The organism is Enterobacter sp. E20 (assembly GCF_000801755.2).
GTDB lineage: Bacteria > Pseudomonadota > Gammaproteobacteria > Enterobacterales > Enterobacteriaceae > Enterobacter > Enterobacter asburiae_B.
On the sequence record NZ_CP012999.1, the window covers coordinates 3,799,420 to 3,819,692 of the forward strand.

Annotated in this window: 15 protein-coding genes; 3 read left to right on the forward strand and 12 right to left on the reverse strand. The window is 56.5% G+C overall.

Features of this window, described 5'->3' with window-relative positions; translation table 11 throughout:
- Positions 1–22: 22 nt before the first annotated feature.
- A complete protein-coding gene (locus NI40_RS17695) occupies positions 23–847 on the forward strand; it encodes a MurR/RpiR family transcriptional regulator (RefSeq protein ID WP_039263349.1) in 825 nt (274 codons plus the stop codon).
- A gap of 358 nt (positions 848–1,205) precedes the next feature.
- Positions 1,206–2,315, forward strand: a complete 1,110-nt coding sequence (locus NI40_RS17700; protein ID WP_039263347.1) for an SDR family oxidoreductase — start codon at positions 1,206–1,208, stop codon at positions 2,313–2,315.
- A 53-nt stretch (positions 2,316–2,368) separates the two neighbouring features.
- Here NI40_RS17700 and eno read toward each other — a convergent pair whose 3' ends face one another.
- The 5 genes from eno to rlmD all read right to left on the reverse strand — a co-directional run bounded on the left by eno (position 2,369) and on the right by rlmD (position 10,051).
- Entirely contained in the window at positions 2,369–3,667 is a 1,299-nt protein-coding gene (eno, locus tag NI40_RS17705) for a phosphopyruvate hydratase (protein ID WP_023309012.1), read from the reverse strand.
- An 82-nt stretch (positions 3,668–3,749) separates the two neighbouring features.
- The gene (gene pyrG, locus NI40_RS17710; RefSeq protein WP_023309013.1) at positions 3,750–5,387 is read right to left on the reverse strand and encodes a glutamine hydrolyzing CTP synthase; all 1,638 of its coding nucleotides are present in this window, start codon (positions 5,385–5,387) and stop codon (positions 3,750–3,752) included.
- Between the two features lie 223 nt (positions 5,388–5,610).
- A complete protein-coding gene (gene mazG, locus NI40_RS17715; RefSeq protein WP_039263346.1) occupies positions 5,611–6,402 on the reverse strand; it encodes a nucleoside triphosphate pyrophosphohydrolase in 792 nt (263 codons plus the stop codon).
- 67 nt (positions 6,403–6,469) lie between these two features.
- Positions 6,470–8,701, reverse strand: coding sequence for a GTP diphosphokinase (gene relA, locus NI40_RS17720; RefSeq protein WP_023309015.1), 2,232 nt, complete (start codon positions 8,699–8,701; stop codon positions 6,470–6,472).
- Between the two features lie 51 nt (positions 8,702–8,752).
- Positions 8,753–10,051 carry a 23S rRNA (uracil(1939)-C(5))-methyltransferase RlmD gene (gene rlmD, locus NI40_RS17725; RefSeq protein ID WP_039263345.1) on the reverse strand — a complete coding sequence of 433 codons (1,299 nt, stop codon included), beginning with the start codon at positions 10,049–10,051 and terminating at the stop codon, positions 8,753–8,755.
- Between the two features lie 57 nt (positions 10,052–10,108).
- Here rlmD and barA point away from each other — a divergent pair, with 57 nt between their 5' ends.
- Positions 10,109–12,868, forward strand: a complete 2,760-nt coding sequence (barA, locus tag NI40_RS17730) for a two-component sensor histidine kinase BarA (protein ID WP_033146423.1) — start codon at positions 10,109–10,111, stop codon at positions 12,866–12,868.
- A 95-nt stretch (positions 12,869–12,963) separates the two neighbouring features.
- Here barA and NI40_RS17735 read toward each other — a convergent pair whose 3' ends face one another.
- From NI40_RS17735 to NI40_RS17765, 7 genes are all read right to left on the reverse strand, one after another.
- Positions 12,964–14,103 carry a glycerate kinase gene (locus NI40_RS17735; RefSeq protein WP_039263344.1) on the reverse strand — a complete coding sequence of 380 codons (1,140 nt, stop codon included), beginning with the start codon at positions 14,101–14,103 and terminating at the stop codon, positions 12,964–12,966.
- 77 nt (positions 14,104–14,180) lie between these two features.
- Complete coding sequence (gene gudD / locus NI40_RS17740) at positions 14,181–15,518, reverse strand: glucarate dehydratase (RefSeq protein WP_039263343.1); 1,338 nt, start codon at positions 15,516–15,518, stop codon at positions 14,181–14,183.
- A 15-nt stretch (positions 15,519–15,533) separates the two neighbouring features.
- The gene (locus NI40_RS17745) at positions 15,534–16,874 is read right to left on the reverse strand and encodes an enolase C-terminal domain-like protein (RefSeq protein ID WP_039263475.1); all 1,341 of its coding nucleotides are present in this window, start codon (positions 16,872–16,874) and stop codon (positions 15,534–15,536) included.
- Positions 16,874–18,229 carry a galactarate/glucarate/glycerate transporter GudP gene (gudP, locus tag NI40_RS17750; RefSeq protein WP_023309021.1) on the reverse strand — a complete coding sequence of 452 codons (1,356 nt, stop codon included), beginning with the start codon at positions 18,227–18,229 and terminating at the stop codon, positions 16,874–16,876. Before gudP ends, NI40_RS17745 begins: the two co-directional genes overlap by 1 nt.
- A 295-nt stretch (positions 18,230–18,524) precedes the next feature.
- Positions 18,525–18,974 carry a flavodoxin gene (locus NI40_RS17755; protein WP_029741558.1) on the reverse strand — a complete coding sequence of 150 codons (450 nt, stop codon included), beginning with the start codon at positions 18,972–18,974 and terminating at the stop codon, positions 18,525–18,527.
- 24 nt (positions 18,975–18,998) lie between these two features.
- On the reverse strand, positions 18,999–19,775 hold the full coding sequence (gene truC / locus NI40_RS17760; protein WP_023309023.1) for a tRNA pseudouridine(65) synthase TruC: 777 nt from the start codon (positions 19,773–19,775) through the stop codon (positions 18,999–19,001).
- A complete protein-coding gene (locus NI40_RS17765; RefSeq protein ID WP_023309024.1) occupies positions 19,772–20,101 on the reverse strand; it encodes a YqcC family protein in 330 nt (109 codons plus the stop codon). Before NI40_RS17765 ends, truC begins: the two co-directional genes overlap by 4 nt.
- Positions 20,102–20,273: the final 172 nt, after the last annotated feature.

Genomic DNA, 20,273 nt, shown 5'->3' on the forward strand with positions numbered 1-20,273 from the left:
CGAAACACATTAAGGACGTGGCATGTCGGACCATGAAAATCTGCTGCTGAAGCTCCGCCAGGAGGCTTCCGGGTACAGCCCAACGCAACAAAAACTCGGTGAGTTTGTCCTCAGCGATCCTGCCCGGGTGCTCTACCTGACGATCACTGAACTGGCGCGCGAGAGCCACACCAGCGAAGCCAGCGTCACGCGCCTTTGCCGGACGCTGGGCTGCAAGGGCTATAACGAATTTAAAATGGCGCTTGCGCTGGATATTCAGCAGGGCCAGCCCGCGCGTCAGGCGGGGGATGAGATTGATAACGTCGTGGATGAGTCGGTGCAGGCTTTGCAGGATACCGCCAGACTCCTCGACCGCACGCTGCTTGAAAAAGCGGCGCTGGCGCTGCATCAGGCGCAATCCGTGCAGATTTATGGCGTCGCGGCCAGCGCGATCCTCGGCGAGTATCTGCATTACAAGCTGCTGCGGCTGGGCAAACCCGCACAGCTGTTTAGCGATATGCACCGTGCGGCCATGAATGCGACAACGCTTTCGAAAGATACGCTGGTTGTGGCCATCTCCAGTTCGGGTTCAACGCGGGATTTACTCCACGTGGTGAAGCTTGCCCGCAAGCGCGGCGTTAAGGTTCTGGCACTCAGCAATACGCCCCGCAGCCCGCTGGCCTCTCTGAGCGACATCCAGCTGGTTGCCGCCAAACCAGAAGGCCCTCTAAGTGCAGGCGCGCTCAATGCGAAGGTTGGAGTCATGCTGCTGGTCGAGCTGCTGACCACGTCCATGATTGCGCTGGATGGCCATTACGGCGACGTTAGCCAGCAAACAGCCAGCGCCACGCTTCCCCTTTTGCTCTGAAAATCATTCGCAGGCTAAATAAATCGGCCTGCGACTTATGTTGTCTGATTTAAGTTAAGTGGTATTTAAAACATTTATTCGATAAATGTTTGGTGTAACAAATTATTATATTTATTACATTTTGAATTACGTTCACCATTCGGTACAGACTTCATAAAAACATTTAAATTCAATTAGTTAAAATTTAAATTTTAATAGAGTGAATTTTTACCCTTGCGATACTGTCCAATATATCCACCTGATTTCCTTTCCTTAAAATAAGCTTAAGACGCCATTGATTTCGGCGTTTTATTATTTAAATGCCGTTTACTTTTGCACGCCTACAATCCGCCTCATCAATCATAATGAGACGGTATTAATGAAGATGTTATTGATTACAGGCGTGACCGGATTTCTGGGCGGTGCAGTTCTTGAAAAAATCCTGACCAGCGATCAATCCGTAAAACTTCTTTTGCTTGCGCGCGCCAGCGATCCGCAGAGCGGGCTGGAGCGCGTGCTGGAGAACATGCGCAAGTTCAACGTTCCCGAGGACAAGCTGGCCTCCCTGAAGGTGGATAATATCCTGATTGGCGACCTCAGCCAGCCTGAAGCCTTTCTCAACGATCCCCGTCTGGATCGGGTCACGCACGTGGTTAACTGTGCGGCCGTGGCCTCATTTGGTAATAACCCGCTGATCTGGAAGGTCAACGTTGAAGGTACGCTCGCGCTGGCGCGCCGTATGGAGCAGGTTACAGGACTGCAGCGTTTCCTCCACGTCGGCACCGCAATGTCATGCACGCCGGAGCAAGATTCACTGGTCGCCGAAAGCGCTGAATTCAGAGAGAATGCTGAACACCTGGTGGAATACACGTTTTCGAAGTCAACCATCGAACAGCTGATGCGCCAGGAGTGCCCTAACCTGCCGCTGCTCATCGCCCGTCCGTCCATCGTTGTCGGCCATACCCGTCACGGCTGCACGCCGTCGAGCAGCATTTTCTGGGTCTTTAGCATGGGCCTGATGCTGCAGAAGTTTATGTGCTCAATGGAAGATCGGATTGACGTTGTTCCGGTGGATTATTGCGCCGACGCGATGTTAATGCTGCTCAACAGCAACGCTCGTCCGGGAGAAGTGGTACACATTTCTGCGGGAGAAGAGAACAGCGTTCGCTTTGCGGATATCGATCAGGCAATGGCGCAGGCGCTGGAGAAAGCCCCCGTCGGGGATAAATATGCGCAGGTCAGCTACGAAACGCTGGTCAGAATGCGCCGCGAGCTGAAACATATTTTTGGCCCGTGCAACGAACGTCTGATGCTGAAAGCCATGCGTTTGTACGGTGCGTTTGCCACGCTTAACGTGCGCTTCAGCAACGATAAGCTGCTGAGCATGGGAATGCCGAAGCCGCCCCGGTTTACGGATTACATCGCCCGCTGCGTGCAAACCACCCAGGGGCTGACCATTCCGGAGCAAATGGCGGTCGATTTTAAATAGCCAAAAAAAATGCCAGTCATTCGACTGGCATTTTCATTTTAAGGCTTAAGCAATTATGCCTGGCCTTTGATCTCTTTCAGACCGTTGTATGGTGCTTTTTCGCCCAGCGCTTCTTCGATACGAATCAGCTGGTTGTATTTAGCAACACGGTCAGAACGGCTCATAGAACCGGTTTTGATCTGGCCTGCAGCGGTACCCACAGCCAGGTCGGCAATGGTAGCGTCTTCAGTTTCGCCAGAACGGTGAGAGATAACAGCGGTGTAGCCAGCGTCTTTCGCCATTTTGATCGCAGCCAGAGTTTCGGTCAGAGAACCGATCTGGTTGAATTTGATCAGGATGGAGTTAACGATGCCTTTCTCGATGCCTTCTTTCAGGATCTTGGTGTTGGTTACGAACAGGTCGTCACCAACCAGCTGGATTTTGTCGCCCAGTACTTTAGTCTGGTATGCGAAGCCAGCCCAGTCAGACTCGTCCAGACCGTCTTCGATAGACACGATTGGGTACTGTTTGGTCAGGTCTTCCAGGAAGTGAGTGAACTCTTCGGAGGTGAACGCTTTGTTGCCTTCGCCAGCCAGAACGTATTTACCGTCTTTGTAGAATTCAGATGCTGCACAGTCCATCGCCAGGGTGATGTCTTTGCCCAGCTCGTAGCCAGCAGCTTTAACTGCTTCTGCGATTACGGCCAGCGCTTCTGCGTTAGAACCCAGGTTTGGCGCATAGCCACCTTCGTCACCAACAGCAGTGTTCATACCTTTAGCTTTCAGAACTTTAGCCAGGTTGTGGAACACTTCAGAACCCATACGTACCGCTTCTTTCAGGGATTTCGCGCCAACTGGCTGAATCATGAATTCCTGAATATCAACGTTGTTGTCTGCGTGCTCACCACCGTTGATGATGTTCATCATTGGTACAGGCATGGAGTATTTGCCTGGGGTGCCGTTCAGTTCAGCGATGTGCTCGAACAGTGGCATACCTTTAGCAGCTGCAGCCGCTTTGGCGTTCGCCAGGGAAACTGCCAGGATTGCGTTCGCACCGAAGTTAGATTTGTTTTCAGTACCGTCCAGATCGATCATGATCTTGTCGATGCCAGCCTGGTCTTTGGCGTCTTTGCCAAGGATTGCCTGAGCAATCGGACCGTTTACAGCGCCAACCGCTTTCAGTACGCCTTTGCCCAGGAAGCGGGATTTGTCGCCATCGCGCAGTTCCAGCGCTTCGCGAGAACCAGTAGAAGCACCTGATGGAGCAGCAGCCATACCAACGAAACCACCTTCCAGGTGAACTTCGGCTTCAACGGTCGGGTTACCACGGGAGTCGATGATTTCACGACCGATGACTTTAACGATTTTGGACATTAGATTTTCCTCAGTACAAGTTAAACTAAAACTCCAGACAAACAACGCGTACCAAAGGTACGCGTTGCCGTTCTAACTTTTTTTACTTCGCCTGACGCTTCTGGTAGTCGCTGGCGGCCTTCACGAAGCCTGCAAACAGCGGATGCCCGTCACGTGGCGTTGAAGTAAATTCCGGGTGGAACTGGCAGGCGACAAACCACGGATGGTTTGGCACTTCAATGATCTCGACTAACTGATCATCCCCGGAGCGGCCCGCAACACGCAGGCCCGCGGCTTCAATAGGTTTCAACAACATGTTGTTGACTTCATAGCGGTGACGATGGCGCTCGGTGATGACCGGCTCGCCGTACAGCTTGCGAACCACGCTATCGTCAGACAGCTGGCAGGCCTGTGCGCCAAGACGCATGGTGCCACCCAGATCGCTCTTCTCGGTACGGACTTCGACGTTACCTTCTTCGTCACGCCATTCAGTGATAAGCGCCACAACAGGGTACTTACAGTCTGGCACAAATTCCGTAGAGTTCGCGTTTTCCATTCCCGCTACGTTGCGCGCAAATTCGATCAGCGCAACCTGCATACCCAGACAGATGCCGAGGTATGGAATATTGTTTTCACGCGCATAGCGCGCGGTGGCGATCTTGCCTTCTACACCACGGTAGCCGAAGCCGCCAGGAATGAGGATAGCATCCAGATCTTTCAGGATTTCAACGCCACGCGTTTCAACATCCTGCGAATCAATCAGCTTGATGTTCACGGAAACACGGTTCTTCAGACCACCGTGTTTCAGCGCTTCGATCACTGACTTATAGGCATCCGGCAGTTCAATGTACTTGCCGACCATACCGATAGTCACTTCGCCTGCCGGGTTGGCTTCTTCATAAATAACCTGTTCCCATTCAGACAGGTTCGCTTCCGGACAGTTCAAGCTGAATCGTTTACAAATATAATCGTCCAAGCCCTGAGATTTCAACAGGCCCGGGATTTTATAAATGGAATCGACATCTTTCATTGAAATAACGGCTTTTTCAGGCACGTTACAGAACAATGCAATTTTCGCACGTTCGTTCGCCGGAACCGCGCGATCGGAGCGGCAAACCAGGATATCTGGCTGAATACCAATGGAGAGCAGCTCTTTCACAGAGTGCTGAGTCGGCTTGGTTTTCACTTCACCAGCGGCGGCCATGTACGGCACCAGAGTCAGGTGCATGAACAGCGCGTGCTCACGGCCGATATCTACCGCCAGCTGACGAATCGCTTCCAGGAATGGCAGGGATTCGATATCACCCACGGTACCGCCGATTTCAACCAGCACCACGTCGTGGCCTTCGCCACCCGCAACAATGCGTTCTTTGATTGCGTTAGTGATGTGCGGGATAACCTGAACGGTTGCACCCAGATAGTCACCACGGCGCTCTTTACGCAGAACGTCGGAGTAGATGCGGCCAGTCGTGAAGTTATTACGACGGGTCATTTTGGTGCGGATGAAACGCTCGTAGTGGCCAAGATCCAGATCGGTTTCAGCGCCGTCTTCAGTAACGAACACTTCCCCGTGTTGGATTGGGCTCATGGTGCCTGGATCGACGTTGATGTACGGATCCAGTTTCATCATGGTCACATTGAGGCCACGGGCTTCAAGAATGGCTGCGAGGGAGGCTGCGGCAATGCCTTTACCCAGAGAGGATACGACCCCGCCGGTCACAAAAATATAGTTCGTTGTCATGCTGAACCTGAGAAGTTAGGGTGAAACGATGGAATAACCAGGACGGGAAAGTAGTATACCCGAACACGGCGAGCGCCACAAACTTTCATTCTCCGTCTCCATTCCAGGCCATGACAAACATAAGGAGTGAGAAAATAGCCCCTTTTGGGTAAATGTTTTTGACGCAAATCAAGCGCTTGTCATTTAAAAAATCACACAAATTGCGCTTGATCGCAAAATCTCGTTAGAGATCAGATTCCTGGCGCTTTACTTCCTGCCAGACTTCTTCCATTGCCTCGAGGTCAATTCCGCTCATTTCCAGGCCTCGCGAGGCGACAATCCGCTCAACTTCGCGAAAGCGTCGTTCGAATTTTAGGTTGGCTTTTTGCAGGGCGGTTTCCGCTTTCACACCCAGGTGGCGAGAAAGGTTGACGGTTGCAAACAGCAGGTCGCCCATCTCTTCCTCAAGCTTTGCTTCATCCACCACCGCCTGCTGCGCTTCGTGCATGACTTCGTCAATCTCTTCGTGCACTTTATCCAGCACCGGGCCGAGGGAGGTCCAGTCAAAACCGACGGCGGAGCAGCGTTTCTGGATTTTATGCGCGCGCATCAGCGCGGGCAGGCTCAGCGGAATATCATCCAGCGCCGAGTGCTGGGATTTTTCCGCCCGCTCGGCGCTTTTGATCTGCTCCCAGCGGGCCAGCACCTCAGCGCTGTTCTCTGCGGTGGCATCGCCGAAGATATGGGGATGACGGCGCTCAAGCTTGTCGCTGATGGCAGCGCAGATATCGTCAAAGTTAAAGCGCCCCTCTTCCTGCGCCATTTGCGCATAGAACACCACCTGGAACAGCAGATCGCCCAGCTCGCCGCGCAGGTCGTCAAAATCTTCGCGGGAAATGGCGTCCAGCACCTCGTAGGTTTCTTCGAGGGTATAAGGCGCAATGGTGGCGAAAGTCTGCTCTTTGTCCCACGGGCAGCCGTTTTCCGGGTCGCGCAGGCGTTTCATGATGCCGAGCAGGCGGTCGATTTGAGTCATAGTGTTTTCCATTAAAAAAACAAGCCGGGTGGCGGCAAAGCCTTACCCGGCCTACAGAAGAGTGTGTTTAACCGCCGTGCAGACGACGCGCGTCAATCACATCCGGCACCTGGTTCAGTTTGCCAAGCACGCGGCCCAGCACCTGCAGGTTGTAGATTTCGATGGTCATATCGATGGTGGCAAGCTGCTCGCGGGTATCGCTGCGGCTGGCGACGCCCAGCACGTTGACCTTCTCGTTGGCGAGAATGGTCGTGATGTCGCGCAGCAGGCCGCTGCGGTCGTTGGCAGTGACGCGCACCACCAGCGAGTAGCCGGCAGAATAGCTCTCACCCCAGACCGCTTCCACGATGCGCTCCGGCGCATGCGACTGCAGCTCGGCAAGCTGGTCGCAGTCGGAACGGTGAATCGAAATCCCGCGTCCCTGAGTGATAAAGCCGACGATATCGTCGCCCGGAATAGGCTGGCAGCAGCGGGCAATGTGGTGCATCAGGTTACCTACGCCCTCGACCACCACGCGGCCGTTGTCTTTGCTGCGCTGCTGCGGCGCATAGGTTTTCTGCTGCAGCTGCTTCAGCGCCGCCGCGTCCTGCTCTGCCGCGCTTGGCTTATTGAACTGCGCCTGCAGGAAGTTCACCATCTGATTCAGACGGATATCACCGCCGCCAATGGCCGCTAGCAGCTCGTCAAGCTCGTTGAAGTTGTAGCGCGGCAGCAGGAATTTCTCCGCCTCTTTCAGGCTTATCCCGATATGCTCCAGCTCGTCGTCCAGGATCTGGCGACCGGCAAGGATGTTCTTGTCACGATCCTGTTTACGGAACCAGGCGTGAATTTTCGAGCGCCCGCGGCTGGTGGTGACGTAGCCCAGGTTAGGGTTAAGCCAGTCACGGCTCGGGTTGGGCTGCTTCTGGGTAATGATTTCAATCTGGTCACCCATCTGCAGTTGATAGGTGAACGGTACGATACGTCCGCCAATTTTCGCCCCGATGCAGCGGTGCCCCACATCGCTGTGGATGTGGTAAGCAAAATCGAGCGGCGTAGAGCCCGCCGGCAGGTCGACAACGTCCCCTTTTGGGGTAAAGACGTAGACGCGATCGTCAAAGACCTGGCTGCGCACTTCGTCGAGCATCTCGCCGGAGTCTGCCATCTCTTCCTGCCACGCAATCAGCTTGCGCAGCCAGGCAATGCGGTCTTCGTGGCCAGAACGCGCTCCGCCGGAGGTGCCTTCTTTGTATTTCCAGTGCGCGGCCACGCCCAGCTCGGCGTCTTCGTGCATCTGTTTGGTGCGGATCTGAATCTCGACCGTTTTGCCGCCAGGGCCAAGCACAACGGTATGGATAGACTGATAGCCGTTCGGTTTGGGGTTGGCGACATAGTCATCAAACTCATCGGGCAGATGACGGAAGTGAGTGTGTACTATCCCCAGCGCGGCGTAGCAGTCCTGCAGACGCTCCGCCACGATACGCACGGCGCGCACGTCAAACAGCTCGTCAAACGCGAGGTGTTTCTTCTGCATTTTGCGCCAGATGCTGTAGATATGCTTAGGCCGGCCGTAGACTTCGGCGCGCACGTTCTCTTCTTTCATCGCCTGGCGCAGCCCGCCGACAAATTCCTCGATATAGTGCTCGCGGTCGATACGGCGCTCATGAAGGAGTTTGGCAATACGTTTATATTCCGCCGGGTGCAGATAGCGGAAGCAGTAATCTTCCAGCTCCCATTTCAGCTGACCAATCCCTAAGCGGTTCGCCAGCGGCGCGTAGATATTTGTACACTCTTTGGCCGCCAGCACGCGCTCGTCTTCCGGCGCATCCTTCACTTCACGCAGGTGGGCAATACGCTCGGCAAGCTTGATGACCACGCAGCGGAAATCATCCACCATGGCCAGCAGCATCCGGCGAACGTTATCGACCTGCTCAGAGGAGACGGAATCGGTGTGCGCGGCCTTCAGCTGGCGAATGGCTGCCATATCGCGCACGCCGTGGATCAGCGCGACGACGGATTTCCCGACGCTGTCGCGCAGCACGTCTTCGCTGACCACGTCCGCATCCGCGAGGGGGAAGAGAAGCGCGGCCTGCAGCGTTTCAATATCCATGTTCAGCATGGATAAGATTTCCACCATCTCCACGCCGCGCCACAGGAGAAGATCGGCGTCGGGATGCCCCTGCGTGGTGCGCAGACAATAGGCCCAGGTTTCGGTTAAGCGTTCACACGACTGCTGGCTGGAAATTCCCAGACTTGCGATCCATTTTTGTGGGTCAAATTCCCCAGCTTTATTGAGATGTGCACTTCTTACCGCAACCATTGTCCTCTCCTTTAGGGACCTGGGCCTGTCGAAGTCGACAAGCCAAACAAATTAGATGTGCTCGAACAACACCATCGATTCCAGATGACCAGTGTGCGGGAACATGTCCAGCATTGCCAGACGCTGAATCTGGTAACCCGCGCGGATTAATGCCTCACTGTCCCGGGCAAGCGTTGCCGGATTACAGGAAACATAGACCACACGCTTTGGCGCGAGTTTAATAATATGTGCCATCACACCCGGGGCACCGGCACGCGCCGGGTCGAGCAAAATTTTATCAAAGCCCTGTTTTGCCCACGGCTGTTGGGTGACATCTTCTTCAAGATTTTGATGAAAGAATGTCACATTTTGCAAGCCGTTCTGCTGCGCGTTCTCCTGCCCTTTAGCCACCAGCGCCTCAACGCCTTCCACGCCGACGACGCTGGCCGCTTTTCGCGCCAGCGGCAGCGTGAAGTTGCCCATTCCGCAGAACAGATCGAGCACCCGATCGCTTTTCTGAACATCCAGCCACGTCAGCGCTTTCTCAACCATCTGCTGGTTTACGCCATCATTCACCTGAATGAAATCCCGCGGGCTGAACGTTAAGCGTAGCCCGTTTGACGCATACCAGGGCGCCTCACCGGTAACCTGCTCAAGTATCTCGCTTTGTGGTGCAAGGAAAAGCGCCAGGTCGTGGGAATGCGAAAAGCGTTCCAGTTTTTCGCGATCTTTTTTCGACAACGGCGCGGTATGGCGCAGGACCATCAGCGGTCCATTGTTGGCCATGACCAGTTCGACATGCCCGAGGTGGCGAACGCCGTCCAGCCCGGAGAGACAGGTGCGCACATCCGGAAGCAATGCCTCAAGATGGGGCACCAAAATGGGGCACTGCTGCACATCGACAATGTCACTGGAACCGGCCTTGCGAAACCCCATCTCAAGACGAGCCGTTTTTGGCTGATAGCTGAGGCTCAGGCGCGCGCGTCGCCGATAGCCCCAGGGCACATCGGCGAGAATTTCGTTAACGTCATGTTTAAGCTGACGCGCCAGCGCGCGGCTTTTGCTTTTTTGCTGTAATTCTGTGCTCGCATGCTGTTGCTGGCAGCCCCCGCAAACGCCAAAATGTGGGCAGCGGGGCTTCACGCGCTCCGGGCTATCGTTGAGGCGACGCTTAACCTGTCCGCGCGCGAACTGGCGTTTATCTTCCGTCAGCGTAATTTCTGCTCGTTCTGTCGGCAGTAAACCTGTTATAAACAGAGCCTTACCGTTGTGACGTGCCACTCCCTGACCAAACGGATCGAGGTCCGTGGCTTCAACAGTAATGATTTGACGCGTCGTCACGCGTCGCTTTGCAGAGTAGAATTGCGCCATCGCCGAGATTTTTCTCACATAAACATAATTATCTTAATTGTCCCATAACGGAACGCCATGACCAACTACAGCCTGCGCGCGCGCATGATGATTTTGATCCTCGCCCCCACCGTTCTCATCGGTTTGCTGCTGAGTATCTTCTTTGTTGTGCACCGCTATAACGATTTGCAGCGACAGCTTGAGGATGCAGGCGCCAGCATTATCGAACCGCTTGCCGTTTCCAGCGAGTACGGCATGAACCTGCAAAACCGCGAATCCATTGGCCAGTTAATCAGCGTGCTCCACCGCCGTCACTCGGACATCGTACGCGCCATTTCCGTTTACGACGAACATAACCGCCTGTTTGTCACCTCGAATTTTCATCTCGATCCGGCGGCCCTGAAGATCCCGGACGGTACACCATTCCCGCGCCACCTCACCGTCTTGCGGCGCGGCGATATCATGATCCTGCGCACGCCGATCGTGTCGGAAAGCTATTCCCCCGATGAGTCAGCGCAATCCGACGCCAAATCCAGCAACAATATGCTGGGATATGTGGCGCTGGAGCTGGATCTCAAGTCGGTCCGGCTACAACAGTACAAAGAAATTTTTATCTCTGGCGTGATGATGCTGTTCTGCATTGGCATTGCGCTGATCTTCGGCTGGCGCCTGATGCGCGACGTGACGGGCCCCATCCGCAACATGGTTAATACGGTTGACCGCATCCGCCGGGGACAGCTCGACAGCCGGGTGGAAGGGTTTATGCTGGGCGAGCTGGACATGCTGAAGAACGGCATCAACTCAATGGCCATGTCGCTGGCGGCGTATCACGAAGAGATGCAGCACAACGTTGACCAGGCGACGTCCGACCTGCGCGAAACGCTGGAGCAGATGGAGATCCAGAACGTTGAGCTGGATCTGGCGAAAAAGCGCGCCCAGGAAGCGGCACGTATTAAATCGGAATTCCTGGCCAATATGTCGCACGAGCTGCGTACGCCGCTCAATGGCGTGATCGGCTTTACCCGCCTGACGCTGAAAAGCGAGCTCAACCCGACTCAGCGCGATCACCTGCACACCATTGAACGCTCGGCCAACAACCTGCTGGCGATCATCAACGACGTGCTGGACTTCTCCAAGCTGGAAGCGGGCAAGCTGATCCTGGAAAGCATTCCGTTCCCGCTGCGCAGTACGCTCGATGAGGTGGTGACGCTGCTCGCGCACTCGTCGCACGACAAGGGCCTTGAGCTGACGCTCAACATTAAAAACGACGTGCCGGATAACGTCATTGGCGATCCGCTGCGCCTGCAGCAGGTCATTACCAACCTTGTCGGGAATGCGATTAAATTCACCGAAAGCGGTAACATCGACATTCTGGTAGAAAAACGCTCCATCAGCAGCAATAAGGTGCAGATTGAAGTCCAGATCCGCGATACCGGCATCGGTATTCCTGAGCGGGATCAGTCGCGTCTGTTCCAGGCGTTCCGTCAGGCGGACGCCAGTATCTCCCGCCGTCATGGCGGTACCGGCCTGGGGCTGGTGATCACGCAGCGCCTGGTGAACGAGATGGGCGGCGATATCTCTTTCCACAGCCAGCCGAATCGCGGTTCAACCTTCTGGTTCCACATTAATCTGGACCTCAACCCGAACGTGCTAACCGATGGCCCGGTGACGGACTGCCTGAAAGGCAAGCGTCTGGCCTACGTCGAACCTAACGCGGCGGCAGCGCAGTGTGCGCTCGATATTTTAAGCACCACGCCGCTGGAGGTGGTCTACAGCCCAACCTTCTCAGCGCTTGCCGTTGAGCATTACGATATTCTGCTGATGGGGATCCCGGTCACCTTCACCGGCGAACTGACCATGCAGCAGGAGCGGCTGGCGAAAGCCGCGTCAATGACCGACTATCTGCTGCTGGCGCTACCCTGCCACGCCCAGATTAATGCGGAGGAGTTGAAAAACGACGGAGCCGCCGCGTGTCTGCTGAAGCCGCTCACCTCGACCCGCCTCCTGCCCGCGCTCACGGAGTATTGCCGTCTTAGCCAGCATGCTCTCCCTCTGATTGACGACGAGCAAAAATTGCCGATGAGCGTGATGGCGGTGGATGATAATCAGGCCAACCTGAAGCTGATTGGCGCATTGCTTGAGGACCAGGTTCAGCACGTTGAGCTGTGCACCAGCGGCGCGCAGGCGGTTGAACAGGCGAAGCAGATGCAGTTCGATTTAATCCTGATGGATATTCAGATGCCGGGCATGGATGGCATTCGGGCCTGCGAGCTGATCCACCAGCTGCCGCACCAGCAGCAAACCCCGGTCATTGCGGTCACCGCGCACGCGATGGCCGGTCAGAAAGAGAAGCTGCTGAGCGCCGGAATGAATGACTATCTGGCGAAGCCCATCGATGAAGAGAAACTTCATAACCTGCTGTTACGCTATAAGCCGGGTCACATTGGCGGGACGTACACGGTTTCCAGCGAGCCGGTTGAAATCAGCGTTAACCAGAACGCCACCTTTGACTGGCAGCTCGCGCTGCGCCAGGCGGCTGGTAAACCCGATTTAGCCCGCGAAATGCTGCAAATGCTGGTCGCGTTTCTGCCGGAAATTCGCAATAAGGTGGAAGAGCAGCTGGTGGGTGAAAACCCGGAAGATCTGCTGGAAGCGATCCACAAGCTGCACGGCAGCTGCGGGTACAGCGGCGTGCCGCGGCTGAAAAACCTCTGCCAGCTGCTGGAGCAGCAGCTGCGTGCCGGCACGCCGGAATCGGAGCTTGAACCGGAGTTCCTGGAGCTGCTGGATGAGATGGATAACGTAACGCGCGAAGCGACGAAGTTGCTGGGAAGCTGAGATAAAAGCCCGGTGGCGCTACGCTTACCGGGCCTATGATTGCGGGTGCGGCCTGATGCCCTCACCCCGCCCCTCTCCCTCAGGGAGAGGGATAACTACATTCCCTGCCCCACTTTCAGCACCGCCGCGATATTCCTGGCGGCCATCCTGACGTTCTCGCTGGCATTTTCCAGCGCATCCTCCAGCGAGCAGATGGTGTAGATCACGCTAAACACCGCATCAATGCCGTGATCGTGTACCACGCCAACGTCCGACGTCAGGCTGCCTGCAATGCCGATGACGGGTTTGTTAAAGCGTTTCGCCACTTTCGCCACGCCCACCGGGACTTTGCCGTGGATCGTCTGGCTGTCGATGCGGCCTTCTCCCGTGATCACCAGATCCGCATCGGCCACATGGTCGGCCAGGTGTAGCGCATCGGTCACGATCTCAATGCCCTGGCGCAGCTGCGCGCCGCAAAAGGCGTACAGCGCGGCCCCCATGCCACCCGCCGCGCCGCCGCCAGCCAGATTTAGCACATCGATATCCAGATCCCGGGCAATGACTCTCGCATACTGCGCCAGCGCGTTGTCCAGGGTGACGATCATCTCGGGAGTGGCCCCCTTTTGCGGGCCAAATACGGCTGACGCGCCATCCTTTCCGGTGAGCGGATTCGTCACATCACAGGCGACCTCTATCCGGCACTCCGCCAGACGTCTGTCCAGCCCGCTCAGGTCGATACGCGCAAGTTTTCCCAGCTCGCCCCCGCCCTGCCCAAGGGGCTGCCCGCTGTCGTCCAGCAGCTTTGCCCCCAGCGCCTGCACCATCCCTGCTCCGCCGTCATTGGTGGCGCTGCCGCCAATGCCGATGATGATATGCTTAACGCCCGCGTCCAGCGCGTGACGAATAAGTTCGCCCGTGCCCCACGAGGTGGTTTTCAGGGGATTACGCTGCGAAGGAACGACCAGCTCCAGGCCGCTTGCCGCCGCCATTTCAATAAAGGCACTTTGCTCGTCACCGGATAAGCCATAAAATCCTTCCACGCGCTCACCCAGCGGGCCGGTCACCGGAACATGCACAATGCGTCCCTGCGTTGCCGCGATCATCGCCTCAACCGTCCCTTCGCCACCGTCCGCGACCGGCAGTTTGACGTAAACCGCCTCGGGAAAGATCTCGCGAAAACCACGTTCTATCGCTGTCGCAACCTCAAGCGCACTCAAACTTTCCTTATACGAGTCCGGTGCGATAACAATTTTCATAAGCCATCCTTACGCATAGTCGTTACGTTAAGCATACACCACGTAAAAGACCGCTTGTGGGAGCGGTCCCAATGCGTTTATCGTACCATGCACGGGCGTTTATTGTCGAATGTCCAGTCGGGGATCAGATACTGCATCGCCATGGCGTCGTCACGGGCGCCCAGACCGTGTTTTTGATACAGCTCATGGGCTTTCATGACCTGGTCCATATCCAGCTCAACCCCCAGCCCCGGCGTGGAAGGCACCTGCACCATGCCACCTTTGATCTCAAACGGCTGCTTAGTCAGACGCTGATTACCTTCCTGCCAGATCCAGTGCGTGTCGATAGCGGTAATCGTGCCCGGCGCGGCGGCGGCAACGTGCGTGAACATCGCCAGCGACACATCGAAGTGGTTGTTGGAGTGCGAGCCCCAGGTCAGGCCAAACTCGTGGCACATTTGCGCCACGCGCACCGACCCCTGCATCGTCCAGAAGTGCGGGTCCGCCAGCGGAATATCGACGGACTGCAATGACAGGGTGTGTCCCATCTGACGCCAGTCGGTGGCAATCATATTGGTCGCGGTCTGCAGCCCCGTGGCGCGACGGAATTCCGCCATGACTTCACGGCCCGAGAAGCCCTGTTCAGCCCCACACGGATCTTCCGCATACGCCAGCACGCCTTTCAGCTGCTTGCCAATTTTGATCGCTTCATCTAGCGACCACGCGCCGTTCGGATCCAGCGTCACGCGCGCCTGCGGGAAACGTTTTGCCAGCGCGGTAACGGCTTCCGCCTCTTCCTCACCGGCCAGCACGCCGCCCTTCAGTTTGAAATCATTGAAGCCATATTTTTCGTATGCGGCTTCCGCCAGGCGCACCACCGCATCCGGGGTCATCGCCTCGTCGTGGCGAAGTCGGTACCAGTCGCATTGTTCATCCGGCTGGCTCTGATAAGGCAATGGCGTCAGCCTGCGGTCGCCGACAAAGAACAGATAGCCCAGCATTTCCACTTCGCTGCGCTGCTGCCCCTCGCCCAACAGCGACGCAACGTTAACGCCCAGATGCTGACCCAGCAGATCCAGCATCGCGGATTCAATCCCGGTCACCACGTGAATGGTGGTGCGCAGGTCGAAAGTCTGCAGGCCACGCCCTCCGGCATCGCGATCGGCAAAGGTATTGCGCACGGTGTTGAGGACATTTTTGTACTCGCCCAGCGTTTTGCCCACCACCAGCGGAATGGCATCTTCAAGCGTCTGGCGGATCTTCTCCCCGCCCGGAATTTCGCCCACGCCCGTATGGCCGGAATTGTCTTTGATAATGACAATATTGCGGGTAAAGAATGGCGCATGCGCGCCGCTCAGGTTCATCAGCATGCTGTCATGGCCCGCAACCGGAATGATTTGCATGGAAGTGACGACAGGGGTCGTAAAAGTACTCATCGTGTAATCCTTTTATCAGTGACGTCCAAAAACAGGGCGCTTACGGTCAAATGTCCAGCCGGGGATCAGGTACTGCATCGGGCCCGCGTCGTTACGCGCGCCGCCCGGTAGCTTTTTATACGCCTCATGGGCTTTATGGATCTGATCCCAGTCAATCTCCACGCCCAGGCCCGGCGCATCCGGTACGGCAATCTTGCCGTTGATGATTTCCAGCGGATTTTTCGTCAGGCGGGCTTCCCCTTCCTGCCAAATCCAGTGGGTATCGATGGCGGTCGGGTTACCCGGCGCCGCCGCGCCAACGTGGGTAAACATCGCCAGCGAAATATCAAAGTGGTTGTTCGAGTGACAGCCCCAGGTCAGCCCCCAGTCATCGCACAGCTGCGCCACGCGCACTGCACCTGAAAGCGTCCAGAAGTGAGGGTCCGCCAGCGGAATGTCGACGGCGTTCAGCATCACCGCATGACCCATTTCACGCCAGTTGGTGGCGATCATATTGGTCGCGACAGGCAGCCCGGTGGCGCGACGAAACTCGGCCATGACTTCACGGCCCGAGAAGCCTTGCTCCGCACCGCAGGGGTCTTCCGCATAGGTCAGGACATCCCCCAGCCCCTTGCACAGGCTAATTGCTTCATCCAGCAGCCAGGCGCCGTTGGGATCGACGGTGATCCGCGCATCCGCAAAGCGTTTTTTCAGCGCCCGGGCCGTATCAATCTCCTGCTCGCCGGGCAGCACGCCGCCCTTCAGCTTGAAATCCTTAAAGCCGTAGCGATCCTGCGCCGCCTCGGCCAGACGCACTACCGCGTCGCTGGAGAACGCTTCCTGGTGGCGCAGGCGATACCAGTCGTGATCGCCCGTGGATCGAGCCAGATAGGGGAGATCGGTCTTATTGCGATCGCCAACGTAGAACAGATAGCCCAGCACGGTGACCGCATCACGCTGTTTGCCGGGTCCCAGCAGCTCGCAAACCGGAACATTGAGCGCCTTACCCAGTAAATCGAGCAGGGCGGCTTCCAGCGCGGCGACCGCGTTGACCCGCAGTTCGAACGTCCAGGCCCCTTTACCGAACGTATCAAAGTCTGCCGACTGATTGCCCTTATGCACCCGCTGAACCACCTTGTTCAGACGGGCGACCTCCTGGCCCACCACCTGCGGAATGGCATCGACCAGCGTCTGGTAAATCACCTCTCCGCCCGGGGCTTCGCCCACGCCGGTATTCCCTGCGCTGTCTTTCAGCACGACGATATTACGGGTAAACCAGGCGTTATGCGCCCCGCCGATATTGAGCAGCATGCTGTCCTGCCCGGCCACCGGAATAACCTTCATCTCCGTAACGATTGGGCTCGATTGCGTTGTCATCATCCACGCTCCGCAACAGGTTTAAGTTCGACGCGTTTGATATCCCCAACCAGCACCAGGTAACTCAGCACCGCCACCAGCGCATGCACACCTACGTAGATTAGCGCACCGTTGAAAGAGCCGGTGGTGCCGACGATGTAGCCGATAGCGATGGGCGTAACAATCCCGGAGATGTTGCCGAACATGTTGAACAGACCGCCGCTCAGGCCGCTGATCTCTTTCGGCGCCGTATCCGCCATCACCGCCCAGCCCAGCGCGCCAATGCCTTTGCCGAAGAAGGCCATCGCCATAAAGCCGATAATCATCCATTCGGCGTTGACGTAGTTACAGAACACCATGGTCATGGAGAGCAGCATGCCGAGCACAATCGGGGTTTTACGCGCAATGTTCAGCGAGCCGGTACGGCGCATCAGCCAGTCGGAAATCACTCCGCCGAGCACGCCGCCGACGAAGCCGCAAATTGCCGGGACCGACGCGACAAATCCCGCTTTCAGAATCGACATGCCACGTGCCTGCACCAGGTATACCGGGAACCAGGTGATGAAGAAGTAGGTTAAGGCGTTAATACAGTACTGGCCCAGATAGATGCCGATCATCATGCGCGAGCCGACGAGCTGCTTGATCTGCGCCCATTTCTGGCTGAACGGGACTTTTGCTTTTGCGGATTTCTGATCCATATTGATCAGCGCGCCGCCTTCCGCGATGTACTCCAGCTCTTTTTTGTTCACGCCTGGATGCTGGTTGGGTTCGTGGATCACTTTCAGCCAGACGAAGCTGATGACGATCCCAAGCCCGCCCATGAAGAAGAATACGTGCGACCAGCCCACCTCATGCGTCAGCCAGCCCATGATTGGCGCGAAGATCACCGTCGCGAAGTACTGTGCGGAGTTGAAAATCGCCACCGCCGTTCCCCTCTCCTGCGCCGGGAACCAGGCAGCGACAATGCGGCTGTTCCCCGGGAAGGAAGGTGCTTCCGCTAAGCCTACCAGGAAACGCAGCGTGAAGAGCGCCACGATAATGCCGAAGCCGCTGAAGATATCGACGAACCCCTGCAACAGGGTAAACATTGACCAGATAAAGATGGACCAGAAATAGACGCGTTTAGATCCAAAACGGTCCAGCAGCCAGCCGCCAGGAATTTGACCGATGACGTAGGCCCATGAGAATGCGGAGAAAACGTAACCCATGCCCACCGGATCAAGGCCGATATCTTTTGCCATTTCCGAACCGGCAATCGACAGCGTGGCGCGGTCACCATAGTTAAAGGATGTGACGATAAACAGCATCACCACTATCCAGTAGCGGGCATTGGTGCGCTTTTCAGCGCTGCTCGCTGCGTGGCTTAATGTACTCATTGTTGCACTCCTGAAACATAGCTTTCGCCTGGTTCATTCTGTACAGCACCGGTAGGGTAATCAGAATGAGATTGGTGTTTTGTCGTTTTGGTACGGCCTGACGCCGTTTTATAGTGACCGGAAAAGTATATGAAGGAGTGCCTCATCACCTCACCGTGCAGAAACACAGTATTAAAAGGCGTATGAGAGGTTGTTTATGGCATAAGCCCAGGGGAGTGGAAGGTGGTTCACGGAATTGGCGTTTGGCGCGGGGGGTATCGCCGGGTGGCGGCTACGCCTTACCCGGCCTGGATAACTATTTAAGGAGAGTTGCCCAGTGCTCGACCCATGGGTTCGATTCGCTTTCGGGTTCAGGATGCTCCCCGGCATCAATCAGCAGCATCTCGCCGACGCGCTGGGCGCTCTGCTCCTGAAGGAGCGCATCGAACTGCTTGCCGCCGCCGCAGAAGTTGGCGTAAGAGCTGTCGCCCAGGGCAATGATGCCGTAGTGCACGTCCGGCTGATAGCCAAGCTGGTCTTTAATGCCCTGAAACAGCGGCACGATGCTGTCCGGCAGATCGCCCTGCCCGGTGGTGGAGGTCACCACCAGAATGTATTTATCTTTATACTTTTCCCAGTCTGCCAGTTCCGGGTCTTCATAGACCGTGGCTTTATGGCCCTGGCTGGCGAGTATTGCCTCAGCCTCTTCCGCTACCAGCAGCGAGTTGCCGTACATTGTGCCGACAAAAATGCCTACTTCAGCCATGATATTTTCCCATAATGAATGCGTTTACCGTTCATCCTGAACGTTGCCCGATACAAACTCAACCCTTTCATTTTCGGGGAGTTGTCCCAGCCAGCCAAACTGTGACAGCGCCTGCATCCAGACGTCGTCCAGCCCCGCACGGATGGTCAGCGGCTCGCCGGTAAACGGGTGCGTCAGGCTCAGCTCGCTGGCGTGCAGCATCAGACGATGGCAGCCAAAGTGTTCGGCCGCACTGCGGTTCTGGCGCAAATCACCGTGTTTGCTGTCGCCAATAATCGGGTGGCGCAGGTGCGCAAGATGGCGTCGCAGCTGGTGCTTACGCCCGGTTTTAGGCAAAAGCTCAACCAGGCTGTAGCGTGTGGTCGGGAATTTGCTGGTTGCAACCGGCATTTCGGTCGTCGCCATGCCGCGATAATCCGTTACTGCGGGCTGCGGACCTTTGTCATCGCGGGCAAATTTATCGGCGATTTTGTCCAGTTCCTCCACCAGCGGATAGTCCAGCGTGGCGGCTTCCGTCAGCCAGCCGCGCACGATCGCGTGGTAGCGCTTTTGCATCTGATGCTGTTCAAACTGCTGTGACAGCAGACGCCCCGCCTCGCTGGAAAGCCCCATTAGCAGCACGCCGGAGGTCGGCCTGTCGAGGCGATGGGCGGTAAAAACATGCTGACCAATCTGGTCGCGAACGGTCTGCATCACCACCACTTTCTCATCGCGATCGAGCCAGCTGCGGTGTACCAGCCAGCCTGACGGTTTATTCACCGCCACCAGCCACTCGTCCTGATAGAGGATCTCAAGCGTCATGCATCTTCACCGGCAAACAGGGCATCCAGTTTTTCCAGTTCGACCAGCATCACGTCGCGCGCCGGGTGTGTCGCCTCGAGCGCCATTTCATAGTAGGGAGAGACCGCAAACGCCTGCGGAAGCGGGTGACCGCCCTCAAGCAGGGCGTGCATGCGCGGAATTAACACCCACTGCAGCCATTCAAACGGGGCCAGCGTATCCAGGCAGAAGGGCTGAGTGCTCGCGAACGCTTCTGGCTGCGGCGCGGTCTCCTGCCACAGCTGATGTTGGCGCAAAAGGGCTTCGATGGCGTGCAACTGAGCACGAACGCTATCGTGTTGCGTCATAGTAACCTCAACTGAAAAAGTGAACGGCGCGCAGCATAGCATTGCGGAAGGCAGAAATAAAAAAAGGGAGCACTGTAAAAACAGTGCTCCCGGTTCGTTTCGCAGCATTCCAGCTACAATTCGTGCTCCCTGCTCATCCGTGACAACTTTTCCTGACGCCCGAAGGCCTGGT